The organism is Enterobacter sp. 301B (assembly GCF_003850715.1).
GTDB lineage: Bacteria > Pseudomonadota > Gammaproteobacteria > Enterobacterales > Enterobacteriaceae > Enterobacter > Enterobacter intestinihominis.
Genome location: NZ_PQTC01000012.1, coordinates 141371 through 165463 on the forward strand (window position 1 = coordinate 141371; position 24093 = coordinate 165463).

The 24093-nt window shown below is 56.3% G+C and carries 29 protein-coding genes; 22 read left to right on the forward strand and 7 right to left on the reverse strand.

The features are described 5' to 3' along the window. Positions 1-33 precede the first annotated feature (33 nt). The gene (gene crp / locus C3451_RS14860) at positions 34-666 is read right to left on the reverse strand and encodes a cAMP-activated global transcriptional regulator CRP (protein WP_000242758.1); all 633 of its coding nucleotides are present in this window, start codon (positions 664-666) and stop codon (positions 34-36) included. Positions 667-976: 310 nt separating this feature from the next. Between crp and C3451_RS14865 the strand changes: the two genes are divergently transcribed. Then, a complete protein-coding gene (locus C3451_RS14865) occupies positions 977-1381 on the forward strand; it encodes an OsmC family protein (protein ID WP_022649609.1) in 405 nt (134 codons plus the stop codon). 85 nt (positions 1382-1466) lie between these two features. Here the strand turns inward: C3451_RS14865 and C3451_RS14870 are convergent, their stop codons facing one another. The 3 genes from C3451_RS14870 to C3451_RS14880 are packed head-to-tail and all read right to left on the reverse strand — an operon-like array spanning position 1467 to position 3603. Further along, positions 1467-2336 carry a phosphoribulokinase gene (locus C3451_RS14870; protein WP_003861663.1) on the reverse strand — a complete coding sequence of 290 codons (870 nt, stop codon included), beginning with the start codon at positions 2334-2336 and terminating at the stop codon, positions 1467-1469. Positions 2337-2365: 29 nt separating this feature from the next. Then, the gene (locus C3451_RS14875; protein WP_022649608.1) at positions 2366-2584 is read right to left on the reverse strand and encodes a YheU family protein; all 219 of its coding nucleotides are present in this window, start codon (positions 2582-2584) and stop codon (positions 2366-2368) included. Then, positions 2581-3603, reverse strand: a complete 1023-nt coding sequence (locus C3451_RS14880; RefSeq protein WP_022649607.1) for a hydrolase — start codon at positions 3601-3603, stop codon at positions 2581-2583. The genes C3451_RS14875 and C3451_RS14880 overlap by 4 nt, the downstream gene beginning before the upstream one ends. A gap of 228 nt (positions 3604-3831) precedes the next feature. Here C3451_RS14880 and mdcA point away from each other — a divergent pair, with 228 nt between their 5' ends. From mdcA to mdcH, 8 genes are all read left to right on the forward strand, one after another. Beyond that, positions 3832-5487 (forward strand): malonate decarboxylase subunit alpha, encoded by a 1656-nt coding sequence (gene mdcA, locus C3451_RS14885; RefSeq protein WP_063139319.1) that lies wholly within the window; start codon positions 3832-3834, stop codon positions 5485-5487. Then, positions 5487-6344: a triphosphoribosyl-dephospho-CoA synthase gene (locus tag C3451_RS14890; RefSeq protein ID WP_022649605.1), complete on the forward strand. Its 858-nt coding sequence runs from the start codon at positions 5487-5489 to the stop codon at positions 6342-6344. Before mdcA ends, C3451_RS14890 begins: the two co-directional genes overlap by 1 nt. Positions 6345-6353: 9 nt before the next feature. Then, positions 6354-6653 carry a malonate decarboxylase acyl carrier protein gene (gene mdcC / locus C3451_RS14895; protein WP_000411786.1) on the forward strand — a complete coding sequence of 100 codons (300 nt, stop codon included), beginning with the start codon at positions 6354-6356 and terminating at the stop codon, positions 6651-6653. After that, the gene (locus tag C3451_RS14900) at positions 6646-7479 is read left to right on the forward strand and encodes a biotin-independent malonate decarboxylase subunit beta (RefSeq protein WP_003861672.1); all 834 of its coding nucleotides are present in this window, start codon (positions 6646-6648) and stop codon (positions 7477-7479) included. The genes mdcC and C3451_RS14900 overlap by 8 nt, the downstream gene beginning before the upstream one ends. Then, positions 7479-8279 (forward strand): biotin-independent malonate decarboxylase subunit gamma, encoded by an 801-nt coding sequence (gene mdcE / locus C3451_RS14905; RefSeq protein ID WP_038417081.1) that lies wholly within the window; start codon positions 7479-7481, stop codon positions 8277-8279. The genes C3451_RS14900 and mdcE overlap by 1 nt, the downstream gene beginning before the upstream one ends. 123 nt (positions 8280-8402) lie before the next feature. Beyond that, positions 8403-9362 carry an AEC family transporter gene (locus tag C3451_RS14910; protein ID WP_023307100.1) on the forward strand — a complete coding sequence of 320 codons (960 nt, stop codon included), beginning with the start codon at positions 8403-8405 and terminating at the stop codon, positions 9360-9362. A 2-nt stretch (positions 9363-9364) separates the two neighbouring features. Further along, complete coding sequence (locus tag C3451_RS14915; protein WP_045621714.1) at positions 9365-9982, forward strand: malonate decarboxylase holo-ACP synthase; 618 nt, start codon at positions 9365-9367, stop codon at positions 9980-9982. Then, positions 9982-10878: a malonate decarboxylase subunit epsilon gene (mdcH, locus tag C3451_RS14920; protein ID WP_045621712.1), complete on the forward strand. Its 897-nt coding sequence runs from the start codon at positions 9982-9984 to the stop codon at positions 10876-10878. The genes C3451_RS14915 and mdcH overlap by 1 nt, the downstream gene beginning before the upstream one ends. A 100-nt stretch (positions 10879-10978) precedes the next feature. On the opposite strand, the gene C3451_RS14925 is transcribed toward mdcH, so the two are convergent. Further along, on the reverse strand, positions 10979-11911 hold the full coding sequence (locus C3451_RS14925) for a LysR substrate-binding domain-containing protein (RefSeq protein WP_022649599.1): 933 nt from the start codon (positions 11909-11911) through the stop codon (positions 10979-10981). Between the two features lie 15 nt (positions 11912-11926). Next, complete coding sequence (locus C3451_RS14930; RefSeq protein ID WP_023298762.1) at positions 11927-13831, reverse strand: ABC transporter ATP-binding protein; 1905 nt, start codon at positions 13829-13831, stop codon at positions 11927-11929. A gap of 132 nt (positions 13832-13963) precedes the next feature. On the opposite strand from C3451_RS14930, the gene kefG reads away from it, so the two are divergent. From kefG to slyD, 4 genes are all read left to right on the forward strand, one after another. After that, positions 13964-14515 carry a glutathione-regulated potassium-efflux system ancillary protein KefG gene (kefG, locus tag C3451_RS14935; RefSeq protein WP_192894889.1) on the forward strand — a complete coding sequence of 184 codons (552 nt, stop codon included), beginning with the start codon at positions 13964-13966 and terminating at the stop codon, positions 14513-14515. Then, complete coding sequence (gene kefB, locus C3451_RS14940; RefSeq protein ID WP_003861688.1) at positions 14515-16320, forward strand: glutathione-regulated potassium-efflux system protein KefB; 1806 nt, start codon at positions 14515-14517, stop codon at positions 16318-16320. The genes kefG and kefB overlap by 1 nt, the downstream gene beginning before the upstream one ends. Positions 16321-16333: 13 nt before the next feature. Continuing rightward, on the forward strand, positions 16334-16534 hold the full coding sequence (locus C3451_RS14945) for a YheV family putative zinc ribbon protein (RefSeq protein WP_003861689.1): 201 nt from the start codon (positions 16334-16336) through the stop codon (positions 16532-16534). 94 nt (positions 16535-16628) lie between these two features. Beyond that, positions 16629-17219, forward strand: a complete 591-nt coding sequence (gene slyD / locus C3451_RS14950; protein ID WP_003861691.1) for a peptidylprolyl isomerase — start codon at positions 16629-16631, stop codon at positions 17217-17219. A gap of 51 nt (positions 17220-17270) precedes the next feature. Here the strand turns inward: slyD and C3451_RS14955 are convergent, their stop codons facing one another. Next, positions 17271-17489, reverse strand: coding sequence for a protein SlyX (locus C3451_RS14955; RefSeq protein WP_023298761.1), 219 nt, complete (start codon positions 17487-17489; stop codon positions 17271-17273). 238 nt (positions 17490-17727) lie between these two features. Between C3451_RS14955 and fkpA the strand changes: the two genes are divergently transcribed. The 9 genes from fkpA to C3451_RS15000 all read left to right on the forward strand — a co-directional run. Then, entirely contained in the window at positions 17728-18546 is an 819-nt protein-coding gene (gene fkpA / locus C3451_RS14960) for an FKBP-type peptidyl-prolyl cis-trans isomerase (RefSeq protein WP_003861695.1), read from the forward strand. A gap of 167 nt (positions 18547-18713) precedes the next feature. Further along, positions 18714-19436, forward strand: a complete 723-nt coding sequence (locus tag C3451_RS14965; protein ID WP_003861697.1) for a transcriptional regulator — start codon at positions 18714-18716, stop codon at positions 19434-19436. Further along, positions 19436-19822 (forward strand): sulfurtransferase complex subunit TusD, encoded by a 387-nt coding sequence (gene tusD / locus C3451_RS14970; RefSeq protein WP_003861699.1) that lies wholly within the window; start codon positions 19436-19438, stop codon positions 19820-19822. Before C3451_RS14965 ends, tusD begins: the two co-directional genes overlap by 1 nt. Further along, positions 19822-20181, forward strand: a complete 360-nt coding sequence (gene tusC, locus C3451_RS14975; RefSeq protein WP_023298759.1) for a sulfurtransferase complex subunit TusC — start codon at positions 19822-19824, stop codon at positions 20179-20181. The genes tusD and tusC overlap by 1 nt, the downstream gene beginning before the upstream one ends. Positions 20182-20188: 7 nt before the next feature. Then, complete coding sequence (gene tusB, locus C3451_RS14980; protein ID WP_022649592.1) at positions 20189-20476, forward strand: sulfurtransferase complex subunit TusB; 288 nt, start codon at positions 20189-20191, stop codon at positions 20474-20476. 124 nt (positions 20477-20600) lie between these two features. Beyond that, the gene (rpsL, locus tag C3451_RS14985) at positions 20601-20975 is read left to right on the forward strand and encodes a 30S ribosomal protein S12 (RefSeq protein WP_000246815.1); all 375 of its coding nucleotides are present in this window, start codon (positions 20601-20603) and stop codon (positions 20973-20975) included. A 96-nt stretch (positions 20976-21071) separates the two neighbouring features. Beyond that, positions 21072-21542, forward strand: a complete 471-nt coding sequence (gene rpsG / locus C3451_RS14990; protein WP_003861706.1) for a 30S ribosomal protein S7 — start codon at positions 21072-21074, stop codon at positions 21540-21542. Positions 21543-21638: 96 nt separating this feature from the next. After that, complete coding sequence (fusA, locus tag C3451_RS14995; protein ID WP_022649591.1) at positions 21639-23753, forward strand: elongation factor G; 2115 nt, start codon at positions 21639-21641, stop codon at positions 23751-23753. 69 nt (positions 23754-23822) lie between these two features. Next, a partial coding sequence (locus C3451_RS15000) for a GTP-binding protein (RefSeq protein WP_000031677.1) occupies positions 23823-24093 on the forward strand: 271 nt, incomplete at its 3' end.

A 24093-nucleotide genomic window follows, 5' to 3' on the forward strand; every position in this document is an offset into this window, starting at 1 on the left:
GCCACCCTGCGGCGGCACGCCGTCTGACCGGAATTAACGGGTCCCGTAAACCACGATGGTTTTACCGTGGGCGGAGATCAGGTTTTGATCTTCCAGCATCTTCAGGATACGGCCCACTGTTTCACGGGAGCAGCCGACGATCTGACCGATTTCCTGGCGGGTAATTTTAATTTGCATACCGTCAGGGTGGGTCATGGCGTCTGGCTGTTTCGCCAGGTTCAACAGAGTCTGCGCGATACGACCGGTCACGTCCAGGAAGGCGAGGTTACCCACCTTCTCAGAGGTCACTTGCAGACGGCGTGCCATCTGGGAAGAAAGACGCATCAGGATGTCAGGGTTGACCTGAATCAGCTGACGGAATTTCTTGTAAGAAATTTCAGCCACTTCACATGCTGTTTTTGCACGAACCCAGGCGCTACGTTCCTGGCCTTCTTCAAACAGGCCCAGTTCACCGATAAAATCGCCCTGGTTCAGATAAGAAAGGATCATCTCTTTCCCTTCTTCATCTTTGATCAGCACGGCCACCGAGCCTTTAACGATGTAATACAACGTTTCCGCTTTTTCACCCTGGTGAATCAGCGTGCTCTTTGATGGGTACTTATGAATGTGGCAATGAGACAAGAACCATTCGAGAGTCGGGTCTGTTTGCGGTTTGCCAAGCACCATGCGCTGTTATCCTCTGTTATAAGCTGTCACCAGAGTCATAAGATGCATCCGGACTCTGGGGTTGCAATCGAATTCTTACCCATACCTGGGAAGTCGGCTGTCGTAACGTTTCGCAGCCAGTAAAGTTTGATGTCCTCTGCATACATGTGTAACGTCAATGTATTACTGTAGCATCCAGAGTGTTTTAGCATAGCTTTCGCCGCGTGTCTCCTGGTGTCTCGCTTCAGCATGACGCAGGTCGCCTTCCGTTGCGAGAAATGTAACGTACACGTAATCTGTCATAAAAAATGCAACGTTGGAGTGAGTGAATATGCAAGCGCGTGTGAAATGGGTTGAAGGGTTAACGTTCCTGGGCGAGTCTGCTTCCGGGCACCAGGTTTTGATGGATGGCAACTCCGGCGATAAAGCTCCAAGCCCGATGGAAATGGTGCTGATGGCGGCAGGTGGATGCAGCGCGATCGACGTAGTGTCGATCCTGCAAAAAGGCCGTCATGACGTGACCGATTGTGAAGTGAAGCTGACGTCAGAACGTCGCGAAGAGGCGCCACGTCTGTTCACGCATATTAATCTGCACTTTATCGTCACCGGCAAAGAACTGAAGGATGCGGCGGTCTCGCGTGCGGTTGACCTGTCTGCGGAGAAATATTGCTCTGTGGCGCTAATGCTGGAGAAAGCGGTAAACATCACCCATTCGTATGAAGTGATCGAGGCTTAATTTTTGGCGGGTGGCGCTTCGCTTACCCGCCCTACAAAAGCACGCCCGTAGGCCCGGTAAGCGCAGCGCCACCGGGCAAAACAACTCACGCGATTTGCTTTCCTTCCATCAGCCGCTGCACCAGCGGCGTCATGATCAGCTCCATCGCCAGCCCCATTTTTCCGCCCGGTACCACTAACGTATTCATGTGCGAAATAAACGAACCTTGTAGCATCGCCAGCAGCCAGGGGTAATCAATGCCTTCCAGGTTGCGGAAGTGGATCACCACAAAGCTCTCGTCCAGGGAAGGGATGCTTTTTGCGGCGAACGGGTTGGAGGTGTCCACGGTGGGGACGCGCTGGAAGTTAATGTGGGTTCGGGAGAACTGCGGCGTCAGGAAGTTGATGTAATCTTCCATGGAGCGCACCACCGAATCCATTACCGCCTCTCGCGAATGGCCGCGCTCGCTCATGTCACGCGTCAGCTTCTGGATCCACTCAAGGTTAACAATCGGCACCACCCCCACCAGCAAATCCACATGGCGCGCCACGTCGTGCTGAGGCGTCACCACGCCGCCGTGCAATCCTTCGTAAAACAGCACGTCAGTCGGTTCCGGCAGCGGCTGCCAGGGCGTGAACGTGCCGGGGACCTGGTTCCAGGGCACGGCTTCATCGTAGGTATGGAGATACTTGCGGGACTGCCCGGTGCCGCTCTGCCCGTATTCACGGAAGGTTTGCTCCAGCAGGCCGAAGTCATTGGCCTCCGGGCCAAAATAGCTGATGTGTTTACCCAGATCGCGCGCCTTGCGGATGGCCATATCCATCTCCGGGCGCGTGTAGCGGTGAAAGCTGTCGCCCTCTACCTCTGCCGCCCGTAAGTTAAGCTGGGCGAAAATCTTGCGGAAGGCGAGGCTGGTGGTAGTGGTTCCCGCCCCACTCGAACCCGTAACGGCAATAACCGGATGTCTGGCAGACATAGCAACTCCCTGACTGGAAAAGTGTAAGATCAGCCATGAAACGCGTTGCGGGGCATGATATTCACCGTCTCATGCAGTTCGGACCATACCAGCACCACGTCGCCGCTTTTAAGCTGGCGCTTCACATCGCTGACCTTTTGTTCAAGCGAACGTTCATGTTCACCATAATCGGTGCCTTCGCGCAAGACAAAGCTTTCAATCAGATTATCGAGCGTGTCGGGAGAGAGATCCTGCCAGGGAATAATCATTTTTTACCGTCCAGATAGGCCGTTAACCAGTCGGGTATACGCGTCTCAAGCCACATTTTTGGCCGACGCAGCGTGCCGCCAACAAAGCCGACGTGCCCGCCGAACTCAGTGAGCTGATACTCCACGTTATCCGGCAGATAGTCAGGGGCGGGGATCGAGTGATGATCCATAAACGGATCGTCTTTGGCGTGGATAATCAGCGTGGGTTTCGTGATTTGATTCAGTAAAGGCATGGCGCTGCACTGACGGTAATAGTCAATCGCATCGGCAAAGCCGTGAATTTTAGAGGTGATCAAATCATCAAACTCGCGCAGGCGCTTCACGCGTTTGAGCTGTTGCAGCGTCACAGGCAGCGTATCCGGATAGGCCTTAAGTTTACGCGCGGCGTTGGCTTTCAGCAGGTTGAGCAGGTAGCGCTGATAGACCCGCGAAAACCCTTTTTCCATATGATAACTGCACTGCTCCAGCATAAAGGGCGCAGAGACAATCACCGCCGCATCCAGCGGCACCGCGTCGCTCTCCTTCGCCAGCAGGCAGGCCAGCATATTCCCGCCCAGCGAATACCCCACCGCTGCCGTTGGTGCTTCGCCGAAATTGTCTCTTAGCCAGCGCAGGAACCAGGAGCCGTCCTCGGTTTCACCCGAGTGATAAATGCGTTTCTGACGGTTAGGCTCGCCGCTGCATCCGCGAAAATGCATCACCACCCCAAGCCAGTCGCGGGCTTTCGCCGCCTCAATGAGACCGTGTGCGTAAGGGCTGTGCAGGCTGCCTTCCAGGCCGTGAAACACCACCAGACGGGGCTTATGTCTGGCCCGATCCGGATCTTCGCTCCAGGCGAGATCCAAAAAGTCACCGTCCGGCAGGTCAATGCGCTGCCAGTGGGGGTTGAACTGCACCTTGCGGCGGATCAGGCGCGGCAGCATGGTTTGCAGGTGAGGGTTAGCCACACCGCGCATGGGCACGAACTCTGCGCTCTCTTCGGCTGCAATGTCGAAGTCTGAGGGAATGATTTGGGTCATAAGGGCGATGCTGATTCTTGTCAGAAATTAACTATACCTTCCGAATTGTACCCCGTTTAGCCCGTTTTTCCGAAACATGAACTGATCCCGATCACATTTCTTTACCTTGATTATTACTCTCAGGCTAATGATTACGTCCTACGCTTAATTGATGCCTTTCTCACCAGAGCGCACACTTTACTCAACGTTAAGCAAATCAGAATGATGTGCTGAATCAGGAGGTTAATAATGTTATCTGGGCAAACACCCACCCGGCAATGGAACACCCGACGCAGCGAGAAAGCGCGTCGTCTGGCGTCCGTACCGGTGCAGGGCAAGGTACTGCCAACCGGCGATCTTGTCGCCATGCTGGAAAAACTGATCGCACCAGGCGACAAAGTCGTTCTGGAAGGCAACAACCAGAAGCAGGCGGATTTCCTTTCCCGTTCACTGGCCGAAGTGAACCCGCAAATCGTGCACGATCTGCATATGATCATGCCGAGCGTGGGCCGCAGCGAACATCTGGACATCTTTGAGAAAGGCATCGCCCGCAAGCTCGACTTCTCCTTCTCCGGTACGCAAAGCCTGCGCATTTCGCAGCTGCTGGAGGATGGTCAGCTCGAAATCGGGGCGATTCACACCTACATCGAACTCTACTCACGTTTATACGTCGACCTTTCGCCAAACGTGGCGCTGATTGCCGGTTTTAAAGCGGACCGTAAAGGTAACCTCTACACCGGGGCGAGTACCGAAGATACCCCGGCGCTGGTGGAAGCCGCCGCGTTCCACGACGGCATCGTCATCGCACAGGTGAACGAGCTGGTGGACGACGAGTGCGACCTGCCGCGCGTCGATATTCCGGGCTCGTGGATCGATTACGTGGTGGTGGCGGACAAGCCGTTCTTTATTGAGCCGCTCTTCACCCGCGACCCGCGCCTGATTAAACAGGAACACATCCTGATGGCGATGATGGCGATTAAAGGCATCTACGCTGAACACCAGGTGCAGTCCCTGAACCACGGGATTGGCTTTAATACCGCAGCGATCGAACTGCTGCTGCCAACCTACGGCGAACAGCTCGGACTCAAAGGCAAAATCTGTAAACACTGGACTTTGAACCCGCATCCAACGCTGATCCCGGCCATCGAAAGCGGCTGGGTGGAGAGCATCCACTGCTTCGGCGGCGAGCTGGGGATGGAAGAGTACATCCGCGCCCGTCCGGACGTGTTCTTTACCGGTGCTGACGGCTCCATGCGCTCTAACCGCGCCTTCTGTCAGCTGGCTGGTCAGTATGCGGTCGATATGTTTATCGGCTCTACGCTACAGGTTGATGGTTACGCTAACTCCTCAACCGTGACCCGCGGCCGTCTCTCCGGCTTCGGCGGCGCACCAAACATGGGCCACGATCCGCACGGTCGTCGCCACGCCACACCGGCCTGGCTGAACATGATCACCGAGCCTGACCCGATGCAGCGCGGTAAAAAGCTGGTTGTGCAGATGGTGGAAACCTTCCAGGCGGGCGTGAAGCCAACCTTCGTGGAGAAACTCGACGCCGTAGACGTGGCGAAAGCCTCCGGCATGCCGCTGGCGCCGGTTATGATTTACGGCGATGACGTCACCCACGTGCTGACGGAAGAGGGGATTGCTTACCTCTACCGGGCAAAAGATCTGGAAGAGCGTCGCGCCATGGTCGCCGCCGTGGCGGGTATCACCGATATCGGTCTGGGCGTTGACGCCAAACGCGTGGCGGAACTGCGCCAGAGCGGCAAGGTTGTGTATCCGGAAGATATTGGCATTCGTCGTACCGATGCCACCCGCTCTCTGCTGGCTGCGGGCAGCGTGGCTGACCTCGTTGAGTGGTCCGGCGGCCTGTATAACCCACCTGCGAAATTCCGGAGCTGGTAATGAAACTTCTGCCCCAGATCCAGGTTGAAGGCGGTGCCGAATGGCTGGCGCGAACCGCCACGCAGTGTCTGATTGACGAAGCACGTTTAAGCCCGAAGCCCGGTCTGGTGGACAGCCGGGGGAACGGCGCGCATCACGATTTATCGCTTGCGCTGATGGAGCGCTCCGCTCACAGCCTGACCCCCACGTTTCAGGCGCTGGCGCAACAGAGCTGGCAGCGTCCGGCGGATATTGCCCTCAGGCAAACCGTTGGCCGCCTGGGTCGTGAAGGCGAACGGCAGATGATGGCCGCTACCGACGGCGTGAACACACACCGTGGCGCGATCTGGGCGCTGGGATTGCTGGTGAGCGCGGTGGCGATGCTGGGCGGCGATGCCCGGGCGCAAACCGTCGCGAACACCGCCGCTCAGCTGGCGAAACTGCCGGATGACGCGGCGCCGAAAGTATTCAGCAAGGGGTTACGCGTCACGCACCGCTACCGTGTACCGGGCGCGCGTGAAGAGGCTCAGCAGGCGTTTCCGCACATCATGCAGCGCGCGCTGCCGCAGCTTCACCTCAGCCGTCTCAACGGCAGCAGCGAAACGCAGGCCAGACTCGACGCGCTGATGGCGATCATGACCTCGCTCACCGACACCTGCGTGCTGTCGCGCGCCGGCATGGAGGGGCTGGATGCCATGCAGAACGGCGCCCGTGCGGTGCTGAACGCGGGAGGATGCGCAACACTTGCGGGGCAGCAGGCGCTGGCGCGGTTAGACCGTCAGATGCTGACGCTTAACGCCTCGCCGGGCGGAGCCGCAGACCTGCTTGCCGCCACGCTGTTTCTTGACCGCGTCGAAACGCCCTATTCAAAGCATTAAGAGGATGTTATGGAAAAAATCACATTGACCGTGCCCGCCAGCCGCGAAGTAAGCGGCAGGGCGCTGGCAGGGGTAGTCGGTTCCGGGGATATGGAGGTGCTTTTCACCGCCGAACCGGGCCAGACCTTAACCATTGATATCACCACCTCCGTCGACAACAGCCGTGGGCGCTGGGAGGCGTTGTTCAATCGCCTGCAAACCGTCAGCAGCCTGCCCGCAGGTAAGCTGACCATCCACGACTTCGGCGCGACGCCGGGCGTGGCACGCATTCGTATCGAACAGGTTTTTGAAGGGGTGAACCATGCGTGATGACAGCAGCTTTATCGAATTAAAAGCGCGCCAGCGTGCGCAGGCGCTGCTCGACGACGGCAGCTACCGCGAACTGCTGGATCCGTTTGAAGGCATTATCTCTCCGTGGCTTGGGCCACAGGGGATTGTTCCTCAGGCCGATGACGGCATGGTAGTCGCGAAAGGGACCATCAACGGCCAGCCTGCAGTGGTGGTGGCGATTGAAGGCACCTTCCAGGGCGGCAGCATGGGCGAAGTGTCCGGTGCCAAAATGGCGGCGGCGCTGGAGCTGGCGGCGGAAGATAACCGCAACGGCATTCCGACTCAGGCGGTACTGTGCCTCGAAACCGGCGGCGTACGTTTGCAGGAAGCCAACCTTGGCCTGGCGGCGATTGCCGATATCCACGCCGCGATCGTTGACCTGCGTCGCTATACCCCGGTTGTCGGGATTGTCGCCGGGACCGTGGGCTGCTTCGGCGGGATGTCTATCGCCGCGGCGCTGTGTAGCTACCTGATTGTAACCCGCGAAGCGCGTCTTGGCCTCAACGGCCCGCAGGTTATTGAGCAGGAAGCGGGCATTGAAGAGTATGACTCCCGCGACCGTCCGTTTATCTGGAGCATGACCGGCGGCGAAGTGCGCTATGAAAGCGGACTGGTGGACGCGCTGGTGGGCGACGGCGTGAACGCGGTGAAAGCCGCGATGAACGAGGCCATCGCCAAAGGCGTACCGGCGAAACATCGCACCGATAACTACGACGATTACCTGAACCGTCTGACGAATTTCGACACCCGCAAACAGGCCGATGCCGAACAGATTAAAGCGCTTTTTGCCCGGGAGGTGAAATGATGACTAACTCAATTAGCCGTGGCGAACTCTGGCTGGAAACTCTGGCCCCGAACGCGAAACGTCTGGAGGGGTTATGCCCGTCCGTGCAGGCGGCAGACGGCGAGCTGAACGGTGAAACGGTGCGCTTTGTCGCCGTGGTGCCGGACGCCAACAACCACTTCCCGCGCGCGGCGCAAGGGGAAGTGGGGCTGCTGGAGGGCTGGACGCTGGCAAAAGTGGTCAGCGAAACCGTCGCCGCTGACGCAGATAAAGCCGTGAAGCGCCCGATTGTGGCGGTGATCGATGTCCCAAGCCAGGCCTATGGCCGTCGCGAAGAGGCGTTTGGTATCCACCAGGCGCTGGCCGGCGCCGCTGCCGCCTATGCCAATGCGCGGCTGGCGGGGCATCCGGTGATTGGTCTTATCGTCGGTAAGGCCATGTCCGGCGCGTTTCTGGCGCACGGCTACCAGGCCAACCGCCTGATTGCCTTCAACGATAAAGGCGTGCTGATCCATGCCATGGGCAAAGAGTCTGCGGCGCGCATTACGCTGCGTACCGTGGAGGCGCTGGAAAAACTGGCGGCAACCATTCCGCCAATGGCGTACGACATCAGCAACTACGCCACGCTGGGGCTGCTCTCCGACCTGCTGGATATCAGCAACCCGGATGCCCCTTCCGAAAGCGATCTGACGCGGGTGAAAACTACCCTGCAACAGGCCATCAGCGACGCTCGTCAGGACATCACGTTGAAAAACCGTCTGGGTGCTGACAACCGCCGCAGCTCGGCGCTCGTACGTGAACGTATGCGAGCCAGCTGGTAAGTAAAAAGAGACCTGCCAGATGCATTAACCCGTGGGCGCGCCCGTTGCGTCCACGCGGGAACCTGCATCCTGAAAATAATAAACATCGCGCCAGTGCTTAAACTTTTTTACTACAGGTGATTTATGACTTACGTAATTGTTCATGCTCTTGCACCGATTTTCGTCATCATGCTGCTGGGATTCTGGGCCGGTAAAGCAAAGATGGTCGATAACAAAAATGTTTCCCTGCTGAATATCTTCGTTATGGATTTTGCACTCCCTGCCGCGCTGTTCAGCGCCACCGTGCAAACCCCGTGGACCGGCATTGTGGCGCAGTCGCCGCTGATCCTGGTTCTCACCCTGGCGATGTGGATCACCTATGCGGCCATCTACTTCCTCGCCACCAAAGTCTTTAAAAAATCTCCGCAGGATGCGGCCGTACTGACGCTGACCGTCGCTCTGCCAAACTATGCGGCGCTCGGCCTGCCGATTCTGGGCAGCGTGCTGGGTGAAAGTTCTTCTACTTCACTCTCCGTGGCGGTCTCCATCGCCTGTGGTTCGGTGCTGATGACCCCGTTCTGCCTGCTTATTCTGGAGCGTGAGAAAGCCCGCGCCGAAGGCAATAACTCCGGTTCAACGCTTTCCATGCTGCCGGTGCTGATGTGGCGCTCCATTAAAAAACCGATCGTGATGGGCCCGCTGCTGGGTGTGATCCTGTCCGCTATCGGCATCAAAATGCCGGAGCTGGTACTGGCGGCGATTAAACCGCTGGGACTGTCCGCGACCGCTGCGGCGCTGTTCCTGACCGGGGTGATCCTCTCCGCGCGTAAGCTTCAGATCAACACCATGGTGATCACTTCCACTATCGCCAAGCTGCTGATCCAGCCAGCGATTGCCTGGGGTATCGTTTTAATCTTCGGTCTGCACGGCTCCGTGGCGATCACCGCCATCCTGATGATTGCGCTGTCTGCGGGCTTCTTTGGCGTGGTGTTCGGTAACCGCTTTGGCGTGCAGTCGCCGGATGCTGAAGCCGTGCTGCTGTTGAGCTCCATACTGTGTATCCTGTCGCTGCCGCTGTTTATCTCGCTGACTTCAGGAATGTAATTATGACCACAACATTACGCCCACACGACCTCATCTGGCTTACCGCGGGCGACGCCCTGGAAGGGATTACCGAATCCTGGGTAGACGCGGCCTGGCATACCGGGCTGCCGGTAGTGGTGCGGCGTGATGTTGATAATGAAGGCCGTATTCCCGTTGGCGTGCGCGGATTGCGCCGCAACCAGCGGGCGGCCGGATGGGTGAAGCCTGAGAACGTGTTGCGCGTGGTGTCGCCCGAAGAGTTGAGCGTTGCCGCCGACCTGCTGCGTTCGCCGTTTGTCACTCAGCCGCCGGTTCAGGTGGCGCTTCAGCTTGCGCAGCAGTCGTGGCCGTGGACGTGGGGGATAACCGGCAGTACGGGTTACGCGCTGGCGACCGGCATTCCGGTGATCCACGCCGATAGCGATCTCGATCTGCTGATCCGCGCCCCGCGTACCGTTTCCCCTGAGGCGTTTACTGACTGGCAGGCTCAGCTCAGCCGTGCGTTGTGCCGGGCGGATACACAGGTGGACACGCCCGAGGGCGGATTCGCGCTGGCAGAATGGTTACGCGACGGCAAAACGCTGCTAAAAACGCAATGTGGACCGCGCCTGGTAGCGGATCCATGGCACAGGGAGGAGTAATGAAAATACTGTTTACCTTTCCGGGGCAGGGCACACAGCACGAAGGTATGCTGCAAAACCTGCCGGGAACGGAGCTGGAGCAGGCCCGTGCTGTGCTGGGGGCGGAAGTCGATACCCTGGACAGCGCATCCTCGTTAACCCACACCCGTGCGGTTCAGCTTTCACTGCTGATTGCCGGCGTGGCCTGGGCGCGCGAGCTGGAACGTCGCGGCGTGTCGCCGGATATTGTCAGCGGTCTGTCCATTGGCGCTTATCCTGCGGCGGTTATCGCAGGCTCGCTGGACTTTACGGATGCGCTGAAGCTGGTGGCGCTGCGCGGTGATTTGATGGAGCAGGCGTATCCGCACGGCTACGGCCTGACGGCGATTATGGGGTTGACCCTGCCGCAGGTGGAAAACCTGATTCAGGGGTCTGGAACCTATATCGCTAACCTGAACGCCGAAACGCAGATCGTGATTGCCGGAACCGATGACGGTATGGCGCAGGTGGCGGAGCGCGCGCTGGCGAAGGGTGCAAGCAAGGCCAAACGGCTGGCGGTGAGCGTGCCATCGCACTGCGCGCTGCTGGCGGAACCGGCGAAGAAGCTGGCAGCGGCGTTTGAATCGGTCACGCTTTCCCGTCCCCGCTGCGCGTACCTGAGCGGCAGTACCGGACGCGTGCTCTGGCAGCCGGAGAAAATTGCCGACGATCTGGCAATGAACATGGCGCGAACCGTGCGCTGGCAGGAGGCGGTGATTTCCGCTAACGAGCGTGAAGCGCGGCTGGCGATTGAGATGCCGCCGGGAGGCATATTAACCTGCCTGACGCGGCAGGCAGCGTGGGAAGGCGAATCCATTTCGCTGGAGCGCAGCGGGGTGGACGTGGCGGTGCATCTGGCGGGTCGACTTCAGCGGTGACTTTTTGCCCGGTGGCGGCTGCGCCTTACCGGGCCTACGGGTTCGGTTGTATTATTTTGTAGGCCGGGTAAGACGCAACGCGTCGCCACCCGGCAAGGCCTCAGGCTCCGTCCTGCAAACTTCTGGCGTACATCCGCCCTTCCGCGGCCAATGCTCGCAGGCTCGGATCCTGCTCGCGGTTGCGGGCAAAGACGATCGCAATCAGCTGCTGCATCTGGTACGGCTGTGCCAGCTTCAGTAGCTGCACCGAATTTTCGTACACTTTCTTCATCCTGCCCGGCATCAGCGTAAACCCGACCCCCGCCTGTACCAGGCTCAGCATCGAGAAAATATCGTTTACCCGCGTCACAATCTCCGGCTCGAAACCGGCAATATGAAACGCTTCCTGAAACCCGGCGTAAGTGGCGAACCCTTCCGCGAGGGCGACAAACTTCTGATCTTTATAGTCACGCAGATCGGCGGGACCGCTGGTATTCAGCGTGGCAGAGGCCGGTGCGGCAAGGAAAATATCGTCATGGAACAGGGGCAGCACTTCGAGGCTGTTACGGTCGATATCGCTCTCGGAGATAGAGATTAAAATCGCATCCAGCGAACCCTCATCCAGCATATGGAGCAGGGTTTCGTTCGAGCCCATCGTCAGATCCATCTCCAGATCCGGACGGCGCAGCTTCATGCCCATTATCAGGCGCGGTACGGTTTCCAGCGTCAGCGAGTAAAGCGTACCGACGCGCAACCGTCCCTGGCCGATACCGGCAATCTTGCGCGACTCTTCCAGCCCGCGCTCCATCACCTGCATCACCTCCTGACAATACTCCAGCAGCGTCCACGCGGAGGGGAGGGCAATCAGGTTACGCCCTTTGTGAGCAAAGAGCGGGCAGCGGACGTTCTCTTCGAGGGTATGCAGCGCGCGGTGCACGCTGACACCGCTCAGGCCGAGCGTTTCGGCGGTACGTGCGATATTGCCCTTGTCCATGAACGTCATGAAGATGCTGAGCTTACGGAATGTAATCTCGCTCGTGGTATCGAAGCCCATAACCCTCCCGGCGTGTTAGTCGGCTTGCAGCATCGCTTCCAGCTGTTCCTGCGCGTCCAGCCATGCCATTTCGCACTCTTCGAGACTGGATTTGGTTTTCGCCTGCGTTTGCAGACAGTCCGTCAGCTCCGCTTTGCGGCTCTGATCGTACAGTTCGCTGTCGCCCAGCTTCTCTTCGACGGCGGCAAGCGTGGCGTTAAGCTTTTCCATCTCTTTTTCGAGGCGGGTAATCTCTTTACGCAGCGGCTGAGTCTGGGTGCGCAGTTCCGCTTCACGGCGCTTCTGGTCTTTACGCGCCTGGGCGCTGTTGGCATTGTCTTTCGCTGACTCTTCCGGCTGGTTTTCCTGCTTCTGCACGTCCGTCAGCCACTGCTGGTAATCTTCCAGGTCGCCGTCGAACGGTTCCACTTTGCCGCCGTGAACCAGATAGAGATCGTCGGTGGTGGAGCGGATCAGGTGGCGATCGTGCGAAACGACAACCAGCGCCCCTTCGAACTCGATCAGCGCTTCGGTCAGCGCCTGACGCATGTCGAGATCGAGGTGGTTGGTCGGTTCATCGAGCAGCAGCAGGTTTGGACGCTGCCAGACGATCAGCGCCAGCACCAGACGCGCTTTTTCGCCGCCGGAGAAACGCGCTGTATTTTCAGTCACCTTATCGCCCTGGAAGCCAAAGCCGCCGAGGTAGTCGCGCAGCTTCTGCTCCATCTCCTGCGGCGCCAGGCGCGCCAGGTGCTGGATCGGCGATTCATCGGCGCGTAAAAATTCCAGCTGATGCTGGGCGAAGTAGCCAAGCTTGATGCCCTTCGCCAGCCCGATTTCGCCGCTGACCGGGTTAAGCTCGCCCGCCAGCAGCTTGATCAGCGTCGATTTACCGGCGCCGTTACGCCCCAGCAGACCGATGCGTGAACCCGGCACCAGGTTGAGCTTGATAGAGTCGAGAATAATGCGATCGCCATAGCCCGCGCTCACTTTTTCCATCTTCAGCAGCGGGTTCGGCAGGCTCTCCGGCTCGCGGAAGCTGAAGTGGAACGGGTTATCCACGTGCGCGGGGGCGATCATCTCCATGCGTTCCAGCATTTTGACGCGGCTCTGCGCCTGCTTGGCTTTTGACGCCTTGGCCTTGAAGCGATCCACAAAGCTTTGCAGGTGCGCCACGCGCTGTTGCTGGCTTTCATACATCGCCTGCTGCTGGGCGAGGCGCGTCGCGCGCTGGCGCTCGAAAGAGCTGTAGTTGCCGGTGTACTCGAACAGGCTTTGCTGTTCGATATGAATGATTTTATCCACCACCGGGTCGAGGAAGTCGCGGTCGTGGGAGATCAGAATCAGAGTGCCCTGATAGCTCTTGAGCCACTTCTCCAGCCAAATAACCGCATCGAGATCGAGGTGGTTGGTCGGTTCATCGAGCAGCAGGAGGTCAGAGCGGCAGATCAGCGCCTGCGCCAGGTTAAGGCGCATACGCCAGCCACCCGAGAAATCGCTCACCGGGCGTTCAAGCTGTTCGTTGCTGAAGCCCAGGCCGTGCAGCAGGCTGGAGGCGCGGGAGCGAATGGTCCAGGCGTCGATGGCGTCCAGCTTGCCGTGGACGGTGGCGATGGCGTGGCCGTCGTTGCGTTCGTTGGCGGCGTTGAGCTCCGCTTCGAGCTTGCGGTATTCACGGTCGCCGTCGATAACATAGTCGAGCGCCGGTTCGCTCAGCGCGGGGGTCTCCTGGTTTACCCAGGCGAGCTGCCAGTTGCCCGGGAAGGTAAAGTTCCCGCCATCCGCGCTTATCTCGTTTTTCAGCAGTGCCAGCAGGGTGGATTTACCGCAGCCGTTTTTGCCGACCAGCCCCACTTTCTGGCCCGGGTTGATGGTAGCAGTCGCGTTATCCAGCAGGACGCGCACGCCGCGACGAATTTGTAACGAGGAGAAAACAATCATAGAAGCGCCGTATGTTCCGACTATGTTAATTTGTCATTATGATAATGTAAGGTGTGGGCCAATTTCCCCACCGGGCCGCCATGGTAGCCCAAAACGACAACAATACACAAAAACAGAACCGGGAGGGGAGTGATGTCTCAGACAGCGAAAGTGCTGCTGCTGTATGCCCATCCGGAATCACAGGACTCGGTGGCAAACCGGGTGCTGCTTAAGCCGGCCACACAGCTCAGTAACGTAACGGTGCACGATCTCTACGCGCACTATCCCGATTTCTTTATTGATATTCCTTACGAGCAGGAACTGCTGCGTCAGCACGACGTGATTGTGTTCCAGCATCCGCTTTATACCTATAGCTGTCCGGCGCTGCTGAAAGAGTGGCTGGACCGCGTGCTGAGCCGGGGCTTTTCCAGCGGGGGGGGGGGCAACCAGCTGGCGGGAAAGTACTGGCGGAGTGTCATCACCACCGGTGAGCCGGAAAGCGCTTACCGTCACGACGGGCTGAACCGTTACCCCATGAGCGACATTCTGCGGCCGTTTGAGCTGACGGCGGCGATGTGCCGTATGCACTGGATGAGCCCGATTATTATCTACTGGGCACGGCGGCAGGATCCGAAAGCGCTGGCGAGCCATGCCAGGGCCTATGGCGAATGGCTGGCGTCACCGATTCCGGCGGGAGGACGCTAATGGACGGTTCGAATTTACTCCTCGCCGGGGTGCTGTTTTTGTTTGCCGCCGTCGTCGCGGTCCCCCTTGCCGCGCGTCTCGGCATTGGCGCGGTGCTGGGCTATTTGCTGGCGGGGATAGCCATTGGTCCCTGGGGGCTTGGGTTTATCAGCGATGTGGATGAAATTCTCCACTTCTCCGAGCTGGGCGTGGTGTTCCTGATGTTTATCATCGGGCTTGAGCTTAATCCGTCCAAGCTGTGGCAACTGCGGCAATCTATTTTTGGCGTCGGGGCGGCGCAGGTGTTGCTCAGCGCCGCCATTCTGGCGGGCCTGCTGATGCTGACGCAGTTTTCCTGGCAGGCCGCGGTGATTGGCGGGATCGGTCTTGCGATGTCGTCGACGGCGATGGCGCTTCAGCTGATGCGCGACAAAGGGATGAACCGCAACGAGGCGGGGCAACTGGGCTTTTCGGTGCTGCTGTTCCAGGATTTAGCGGTGATCCCGGCGCTGGCGCTGGTGCCGCTGCTGGCAGGCTCCGGAGACGATCATTTCGACTGGATGAAGATCTCCATGAAGGTGCTGGCCTTCGCGGGGATGCTGATCGGCGGACGGTTTTTACTGCGTCCAGTGTTCCGGTTTATTGCCGCATCCGGCGTACGCGAGGTCTTCACCGCCGCAACGCTGCTGCTGGTGCTTGGTTCAGCGCTGTTTATGGATGCGCTGGGGCTGTCGATGGCGCTCGGGACGTTTATCGCCGGGGTGCTGCTTGCGGAAAGCGAGTACCGCCACGAGCTGGAAACCGCCATCGATCCGTTTAAAGGGCTGCTGTTAGGGCTGTTCTTTATCTCGGTGGGTATGGCGCTTAATCTTGGCGTGCTCTATACCCATCTGCTGTGGGTTATTGCGAGTGTCGCCGTGCTGGTGGCGGTCAAAACGCTGGTGCTGTATCTCCTCGCGCGGATTTACGGGCTGCGCAGCTCGGAAAGGATGCAGTTTTCCAGCGTGTTAAGTCAGGGCGGAGAGTTTGCGTTTGTGCTGTTTTCCACTGCGTCGTCTCAGAAGCTGTTCAAAGATGACCAGATGGCGCTGCTGCTGGTGACGGTCACGCTGTCGATGATGACCACGCCGCTGCTGATGAAGCTGGTGGACAAACTGCTGTCGCGCCGCCTGAATCCCGCAGACGATGAAGACGAAGCGCCGTGGGTGGAAGATGATAAACCGCAGGTGATCGTCGTGGGCTTTGGCCGCTTCGGACAGGTGATTGGTCGCCTGTTGATGGCAAATAAAATGCGCATTACGGTGCTGGAGCGCGATATCAGCGCCGTCAACCTGATGCGCAAATATGGTTATAAGGTGTACTACGGGGATGCGACGCAGCTTGAGCTGTTGCGCTCGGCGGGCGCAGAGGCTGCGGAGTCCATCGTCATCACCTGTAACGATCCGGAAGACACAATGAAGCTGGTGGAGCTGTGCCAGCAGCATTTCCCGCATCTGCATATTCTGGCGCGTGCGCGCGGACGTGTTGAGGCTCACGAACTTTTGCAGGCGGGTGTGAAACACTTCTCCCGCGAAACCTTCTCCAGCGCGCTGGAGCTGGGGCGCAAGGCGCTGGTTTCGCTGGGTATGCATCCTCACCAGGCGCAACGCGCCCAGATGCATTTCCGCCGGCTGGATATGCGAATGCTGCGTGAACTGATGCCCGTGCACAGCGACACGGCGCAGATCTCCCGCGTGCGGGAAGCGCGTCGCGAACTGGAGGAGATCTTCCAGCGTGAGATGCAACAGGAACGACGCCAGCTCGACGGCTGGGATGAATTTGAATAAAGGGTAACGAAAGATGGCTGTACGTAAACGCTTTATCGCGGGCGCAAAATGCCCGTCCTGCCAGGCGCAAGATACGCTGGCCATGTGGCGGGAGAATAATATCGATATTGTTGAATGTGTTAAGTGCGGTCACCAGATGCGTGAGGCCGACAAAGAAGCCCGCGATCACGTTCGCAAAGAAGAGCAAGTGATCGGCATTTTTCATCCAGACTAGCGATATGCTCTGAGTTTTTTTAAGCTTAAGGGTACACGGGTGCAGAATTCCGCTACAATCTGCGCCAGCAATTTTCCCACGCTCAGGAGATATCATGAAAGTAGCAAAAGACCTGGTGGTCAGCCTGGCCTATCAGGTACGTACAGAAGACGGTGTGTTGGTTGATGAGTCTCCGGTGAGTGCGCCGCTGGACTACCTGCATGGTCACGGTTCCCTGATTTCCGGCCTGGAAACGGCGCTGGAAGGTCATGAAGTTGGCGACAAATTCGACGTTGCTGTCGGCGCGAACGACGCTTACGGTCAGTATGATGACAACCTGGTTCAGCGCGTTCCTAAAGACGTGTTCATGGGCGTTGACGAGTTGCAGGTTGGCATGCGCTTCCTGGCTGAAACTGACCAGGGTCCGGTTCCGGTTGAAATCACAGAAGTTGAAGACGACCACGTTGTGGTTGACGGCAACCACATGCTGGCTGGTCAGAACCTGAAGTTCAACGTAGAAGTTGTTGCTATCCGTGAAGCGACCGAAGAAGAGCTGGCTCATGGCCACGTTCATGGTGCGCACGGTCACGACCATGACCACGATCACGGCCACGACGGCTGCTGCGGTGGTCACGGCCACGATCATGGTCATGACCACGGCCACGGTAAAGGTGGTTGCGGTAACGGCGGCTGCGGCTGCCACTGATTCCGTACTGCGGAAAATAAAAAAGCGGGATAATCCCGCTTTTTTTACGCCTCAATAATGAGGTGGTGGCGTCTCTTCAGCCTGAGAGGCGATGTGCGACGACTGCGTTGCCTTCACTTTTTCAGTGAGAAGTCGCATCAAATCGCGCATTTTTGCCATTTCAAGCTCATGAGCCGTCACGGTCTGGTTCAGTTCTTCGATGGTGATGTCCTGAAAAGCCAGGCGGCTTTCCAGCTCAGCCAGTCTCGCTTCGATCGTTGTATCCTTCATCATTCACCTCGTTTATCTCTCATGCGCCATAATGGACCAGCGGCGGCGAAGTTTATCTGACTTTTTCCTTAAGTACAGTATCCATCTCCCTGACAAGAAACTTATTTAAACAAAAATAGTCTGAAAAGAAGCGACATTCGGGGGAGTCTGTCTGTAGATTTCTTCCACAACGTTTTATAGTACGTCACTCATTTACGTTTAACACTGGGGTGAGAGACCTCAGGTCCTGGAGATATGGATGAAATCACTGTTTAAAGTTACGCTGCTGGCGACCACTATGGCTGTAGCGCTCAATGCGCCGCTGTCTTTCGCTGCTGATACTGCTGCGAAGCCTGCTGCGACTACAGACAGCAAAGCGGCATTCAAGAATGACGACCAGAAATCCGCCTACGCACTTGGCGCGTCTCTGGGCCGTTACATGGAAAACTCTCTGAAAGAACAAGAGAAACTGGGCATCAAACTGGACAAAAACCAGCTGATCGCAGGGGTTCAGGATGCGTTCGCAGACAAGAGCAAACTGTCTGACCAGGAAATCGAGCAGACTCTGCAAGCGTTTGAAGCGCGCGTGAAAGGCGCCGCTCAGACCAAGATGGAAGCAGACGCTAAAGATAACGAAGCGAAAGGCAAAGCCTACCGCGATAAGTTCGCTAAAGAGAAAGGCGTTAAAACGTCTTCTACTGGCCTGATCTATAAAGTTGAGAAAGAAGGTACCGGCGACGCGCCTAAAGACAGCGACACCGTTGTAGTTAACTACAAAGGTACGCTGATCGACGGTAAAGAGTTCGATAACTCTTATACTCGCGGTGAGCCTCTCTCCTTCCGTCTGGACGGTGTGATCCCGGGCTGGACCGAAGGCCTGAAGAACATCAAGAAAGGCGGTAAAATCAAGCTGGTCATCCCACCGGATCTGGCTTACGGCAAAACCGGCGTTCCGGGTATCCCGGCTAACTCTACGCTGGTATTTGATGTAGAACTGCTGGACATCAAACCGGCGCCGAAAGCGGATGCGAAAACAGACGCACCGGCTGACGACAAAGCCGCAGCAGCTAAGAAGTAATGCTGAAAAAAACCGCCGCCTTTACAGGCGGCGGTTTTTTTATTGTGGGGCAGATATAATTAACACTGGAAAGCGTTATACACGCTGTATTAATTTAGTTGTCCGTGTAGATAATGAGCCTGCCCTGAAAACCTAACGACAGGCTCCTGAAAAGGAGTGTTTTTTTCATGTCCAGGTCGCTTTTAACCAACGAAACCAGTGAACTTGATTTGCTGGATCAACGTCCATTTGACCAGACCGACTTCGATATTCTGAAATCCTACGAAGCGGTAGTGGACGGGTTAGCGATGCTCATTGGTTCCCACTGCGAAATCGTATTGCATTCCCTGCAAGATCTTAAGTGTTCCGCTATCCGCATTGCGAATGGTGAGCACACTGGCCGTAAAATTGGTTCGCCAATCACCGACCTTGCATTGCGTATGTTGCATGACATGACCGGCGCGGACAGCAGCGTCTCAAAATGCTATTTCACCCGCGCCAAAAGCGGCGTGCTGATGAAATCAGAAACTATCGCGATTCGAAACCGCGAACACCGGGTGATCGGTCTGCTGTGCATCAACATGAACCTTGATGTGCCATTCTCGCAAATCATGAGCACTTTCATTCCGCCAGAAACGCCGGACGTGGGCTCATCGGTGAACTTTGCCTCTTCTGTTGAGGATCTCGTGACACAGACGCTGGAGTTCACCATTGAAGAGGTGAATGCCGATCGCAACGTATCCAACAACGCCAAGAATCGTCAGATCGTCCTGAACCTCTATGAGAAAGGGATTTTTGATATCAAAGATGCCATCAACCAGGTGGCCGATCGCCTGAATATCTCCAAACACACGGTTTACCTCTATATTCGCCAGTTCAAAAGCGGCGACTTCCTGGGGCAAGACAAGTAATGCGTTTTGCGTTAATGGTGACGGGCCCGGCGTACGGTACCCAGCAGGCCAGCAGCGCGCTACAGTTTGCCCATGCGCTGCTTGATGCCGGTCATGAACTGGCAAGCGTCTTCTTCTATCGTGAAGGGGTCTATAACGCGAACCAGTTTACGTCCCCGGCGAGCGATGAGTTTGACCTTGTGCGCGCCTGGCAAAAATTAAACGAAACGCAGGGCGTCGACCTGCATATCTGCGTCGCGGCGGCACTGCGTCGCGGCGTGACGGATGCGACTGAAGCCGAACGCCTTGGTCTGGCGGGGGCTAACCTGCAACCGGGCTTTTCGCTCAGCGGATTAGGCGCATTAGCACAGGCGGCGTTGACCTGCGACAGAGTGGTGCAATTTTGATGAAGCGCGTAGCGTTTGTTTTTACTTCTGCCCCGCATGGCAGCGCTTCAGGCCGGGAAGGGCTGGATGCATTGCTCGCGACCTCGGCTTTAACCGAAGATATTGGCGTCTTCTTTTTAGGCGATGGCGTATTCCAGCTTCTGGCAGGCCAACAACCGCAGGCTATTCTTGCGCGCGACTACATTGCGACCTTTAAAGTTCTGCCGCTCTATGACATTGAAACCTTCTATGTGTGCGCCGACTCGCTGGCCGCTCGTGGGTTAAATGAGAAAATACCGTTCGTGCTGGACGTGACGATCCTGACATCTTCTGCGCTGCGCGAACAACTTTCTCACTACGATACCGTTCTGACTTTCTGAGGCTATCATGCTCCATACCCTGAGCCGTTCACCGTGGCAATGCGATATCGACACGTTACTGAGCATGCTGCGCGAAGGCGATGATCTGCTGCTGATTCAGGATGGCGTGCTCGCGGCGCTTGATGGCAGCCGTTTTGTTGAAATCCTCGCTAATGCCCCCATAACAGTCTCTGCGCTTAAAGAGGATCTGGATGCGCGGGGTCTTTCTGGTCAAATTTCAGCCAAAATTGACGTGGTTGGCTATACTGATTTCGTCAATCTTACTGTGACGCACGCCAGTCAAATGAACTGGTGATTTGAGATCGCTGTATATTTCTTGACACCTTTTCGACGTAGCCCTAAAATTTCGTGTCCTCATATTGTATGAGGTCGTTTTATTACGTGTTTACGAAGCAAAAGCTAAAACCAGGAGCTATTTAATGGCAACAGTTAACCAGCTGGTACGCAAACCACGTGCACGCAAAGTTGCAAAAAGCAACGTGCCTGCGCTGGAAGCCTGCCCGCAGAAACGTGGCGTATGTACTCGTGTATATACCACCACTCCTAAAAAACCAAACTCCGCACTGCGTAAAGTATGCCGTGTGCGTTTGACTAACGGTTTCGAAGTGACTTCCTACATCGGTGGTGAAGGTCACAACCTTCAGGAGCACTCCGTGATCCTGATCCGTGGCGGTCGTGTTAAAGACCTTCCGGGTGTTCGTTACCACACCGTTCGTGGTGCGCTGGACTGCTCAGGTGTTAAAGACCGTAAGCAGGCTCGCTCCAAGTACGGCGTGAAGCGTCCTAAGGCTTAATGGTTCTCCGTTAAGTAAGGCCAAACTGATTTATCTTAATGTCAAACTAAACTCGTAGAGTTTTGGACAATCCTGAATTAACAACGGAGTAATCCCATGCCACGTCGTCGCGTCATTGGTCAGCGTAAAATTCTTCCAGATCCGAAATTCGGATCAGAACTGCTGGCAAAATTTGTAAATATCCTGATGGTAGATGGTAAAAAATCTACTGCAGAAGCAATCGTATACAGCGCGCTGGAGACCCTGGCTCAGCGTTCTGGTAAAAATGAACTGGAAGCTTTCGAAGTCGCTCTCGACAACGTGCGCCCGACTGTAGAAGTTAAGTCTCGCCGCGTTGGTGGTTCTACTTATCAGGTTCCAGTTGAAGTTCGTCCGGTTCGTCGTAATGCTCTGGCAATGCGTTGGATCGTTGAAGCTGCTCGTAAACGCGGTGATAAATCCATGGCTCTGCGTCTGGCGAACGAACTTTCTGATGCTGCAGAAAACAAAGGTACTGCAGTTAAGAAACGTGAAGACGTTCACCGTATGGCAGAAGCCAACAAGGCGTTCGCACACTACCGTTGGTAATCCCTTCGGAGTCGTAGTCACCAGGCGGGCGCTTCAGAGAAGCCGCCCGCTCTGGGTAACTTAACTGAACGCCTAAAGATATAAACGAGGAATCAAATGGCTCGTACAACACCCATCGCACGCTACCGTAACATCGGTATCAGTGCGCACATCGACGCCGGTAAAACCACTACTACCGAACGTATTCTGTTCTACACCGGTGTAAACCATAAAATCGGTGAAGTTCATGACGGCGCAGCCACCATGGACTGGATGGAACAGGAGCAGGAGCGTGGTATTACTATCACCTCCGCAGCGACTACTGCTTTCTGGTCAGGTATGGCTAAGCAGTACGAACCGCATCGCGTAAACATCATCGACACCCCAGGGCACGTTGACTTCACCATCGAAGTAGAACGTTCCATGCGTGTTCTTGACGGCGCGGTAATGGTTTATTGCGCAGTTGGTGGTGTTCAGCCACAGTCTGAAACCGTATGGCGTCAGGCTAACAAATATAAAGTTCCACGCATCGCGTTCGTTAACAAAATGGACCGTATGGGTGCTAACTTCCTGAAAGTTGTTGGCCAGATCAAAACCCGTCTGGGCGCGAACCCTGTTCCGCTTCAGTTGGCAATTGGTGCTGAAGAAGGCTTCACCGGTGTTATCGACCTGGTGAAAATGAAAGCCATCAACTGGAACGAAGCAGATGCGGGCGTTACCTTCGAATACGAAGATATCCCGGCAGAGATGCAGGACCTGGCTGACGAATGGCACCAGAACCTGATCGAATCCGCAGCAGAAGCTTCTGAAGAGCTGATGGAGAAATACCTGGGTGGTGAAGAACTGACTGAGCAAGAGATCAAATCTGCTCTGCGTCAGCGTGTTCTGAACAACGAAATCATCCTGGTAACCTGTGGTTCTGCGTTCAAGAACAAAGGTGTTCAGGCAATGCTGGATGCGGTAGTTGACTACCTGCCATCCCCGGTTGACGTTCCTGCGATCAACGGCATCCTGGACGACGGTAAAGATACTCCGGCTGAGCGTCACGCAAGTGATGACGAGCCGTTCTCTGCGCTGGCGTTCAAAATTGCTACCGACCCATTCGTGGGTAACCTGACCTTCTTCCGCGTTTACTCTGGTGTGGTTAACTCCGGTGACACCATCCTGAACTCCGTGAAATCGGCGCGTGAACGTTTTGGCCGTATCGTACAGATGCACGCTAACAAACGTGAAGAGATCAAAGAAGTTCGTGCGGGCGACATCGCTGCTGCTATCGGTCTGAAAGACGTGACTACTGGTGACACCCTGTGTGACCCGGATCACCCGATCATTCTGGAGCGTATGGAATTCCCTGAGCCGGTAATCTCCATCGCGGTTGAACCAAAAACCAAAGCTGACCAGGAAAAAATGGGTCTGGCTCTGGGCCGTCTGGCGAAAGAAGACCCATCATTCCGCGTATGGACTGATGAAGAATCTAACCAGACCATCATCGCTGGTATGGGTGAACTGCACCTGGACATCATCGTTGACCGTATGAAGCGTGAATTCAACGTTGAAGCGAACGTGGGTAAACCTCAGGTTGCTTACCGCGAAGCGATTCGCGCGAAAGTTACCGATGTTGAAGGTAAACACGCTAAGCAGTCTGGTGGTCGCGGTCAGTACGGTCACGTTGTGATCGACATGTACCCACTGGAGCCGGGCTCTAACCCTAAAGGTTACGAGTTCATCAACGACATCAAAGGTGGTGTAATTCCTGGCGAATACATCCCTGCCGTTGATAAAGGTATCCAGGAGCAGCTGAAAGCTGGTCCTCTGGCTGGTTACCCGGTTGTAGACATGGGTGTTCGTCTGCACTTCGGTTCTTACCACGACGTTGACTCCTCTGAACTGGCGTTTAAACTGGCTGCGTCTATTGCCTTTAAAGAAGGCTTTAAGAAAGCAAAACCAGTTCTGCTTGAGCCAATCATGAAGGTTGAAGTAGAAACTCCGGAAGAGAACACCGGTGACGTTATCGGTGACTTGAGCCGTCGTCGCGGTATGCTGCGTGGTCAGGAATCCGAAGTAACTGGCGTTAAGATCCACGCTGAAGTTCCGCTGTCTGAAATGTTCGGATATGCAACTCAGCTGCGTTCTCTGACCAAAGGTCGTGCATCATACACTATGGAATTCCTGAAGTATGATGATGCGCCGAACAACGTTGCTCAGGCCGTTATCGAAGCCCGTGGTAAGTAATCCACAGGATTAAAACCTAAGTCCCGTGCTCTCTCCGAAGGGGAGAGCACTATAGTAAGGAATATAGCCGTGTCTAAAGAAAAATTTGAACGTACAAAACCGCACGTCAACGTTGGTACTATCGGCCACGTTGACCATGGTAAAACTACCCTGACTGCTGCAATCACTACCGTACTGGCTAAAACCTACGGCGGTGCTGCTCGTGCTTTCGACCAGATCGATAACGCACCAGAAGAAAAAGCTCGTGGTATCACCATCAACACCTCTCACGTTGAGTATGACACCCCGACTCGCCACTACGCACACGTAGACTGCCCAGGCCACGCCGACTATGTTAAAA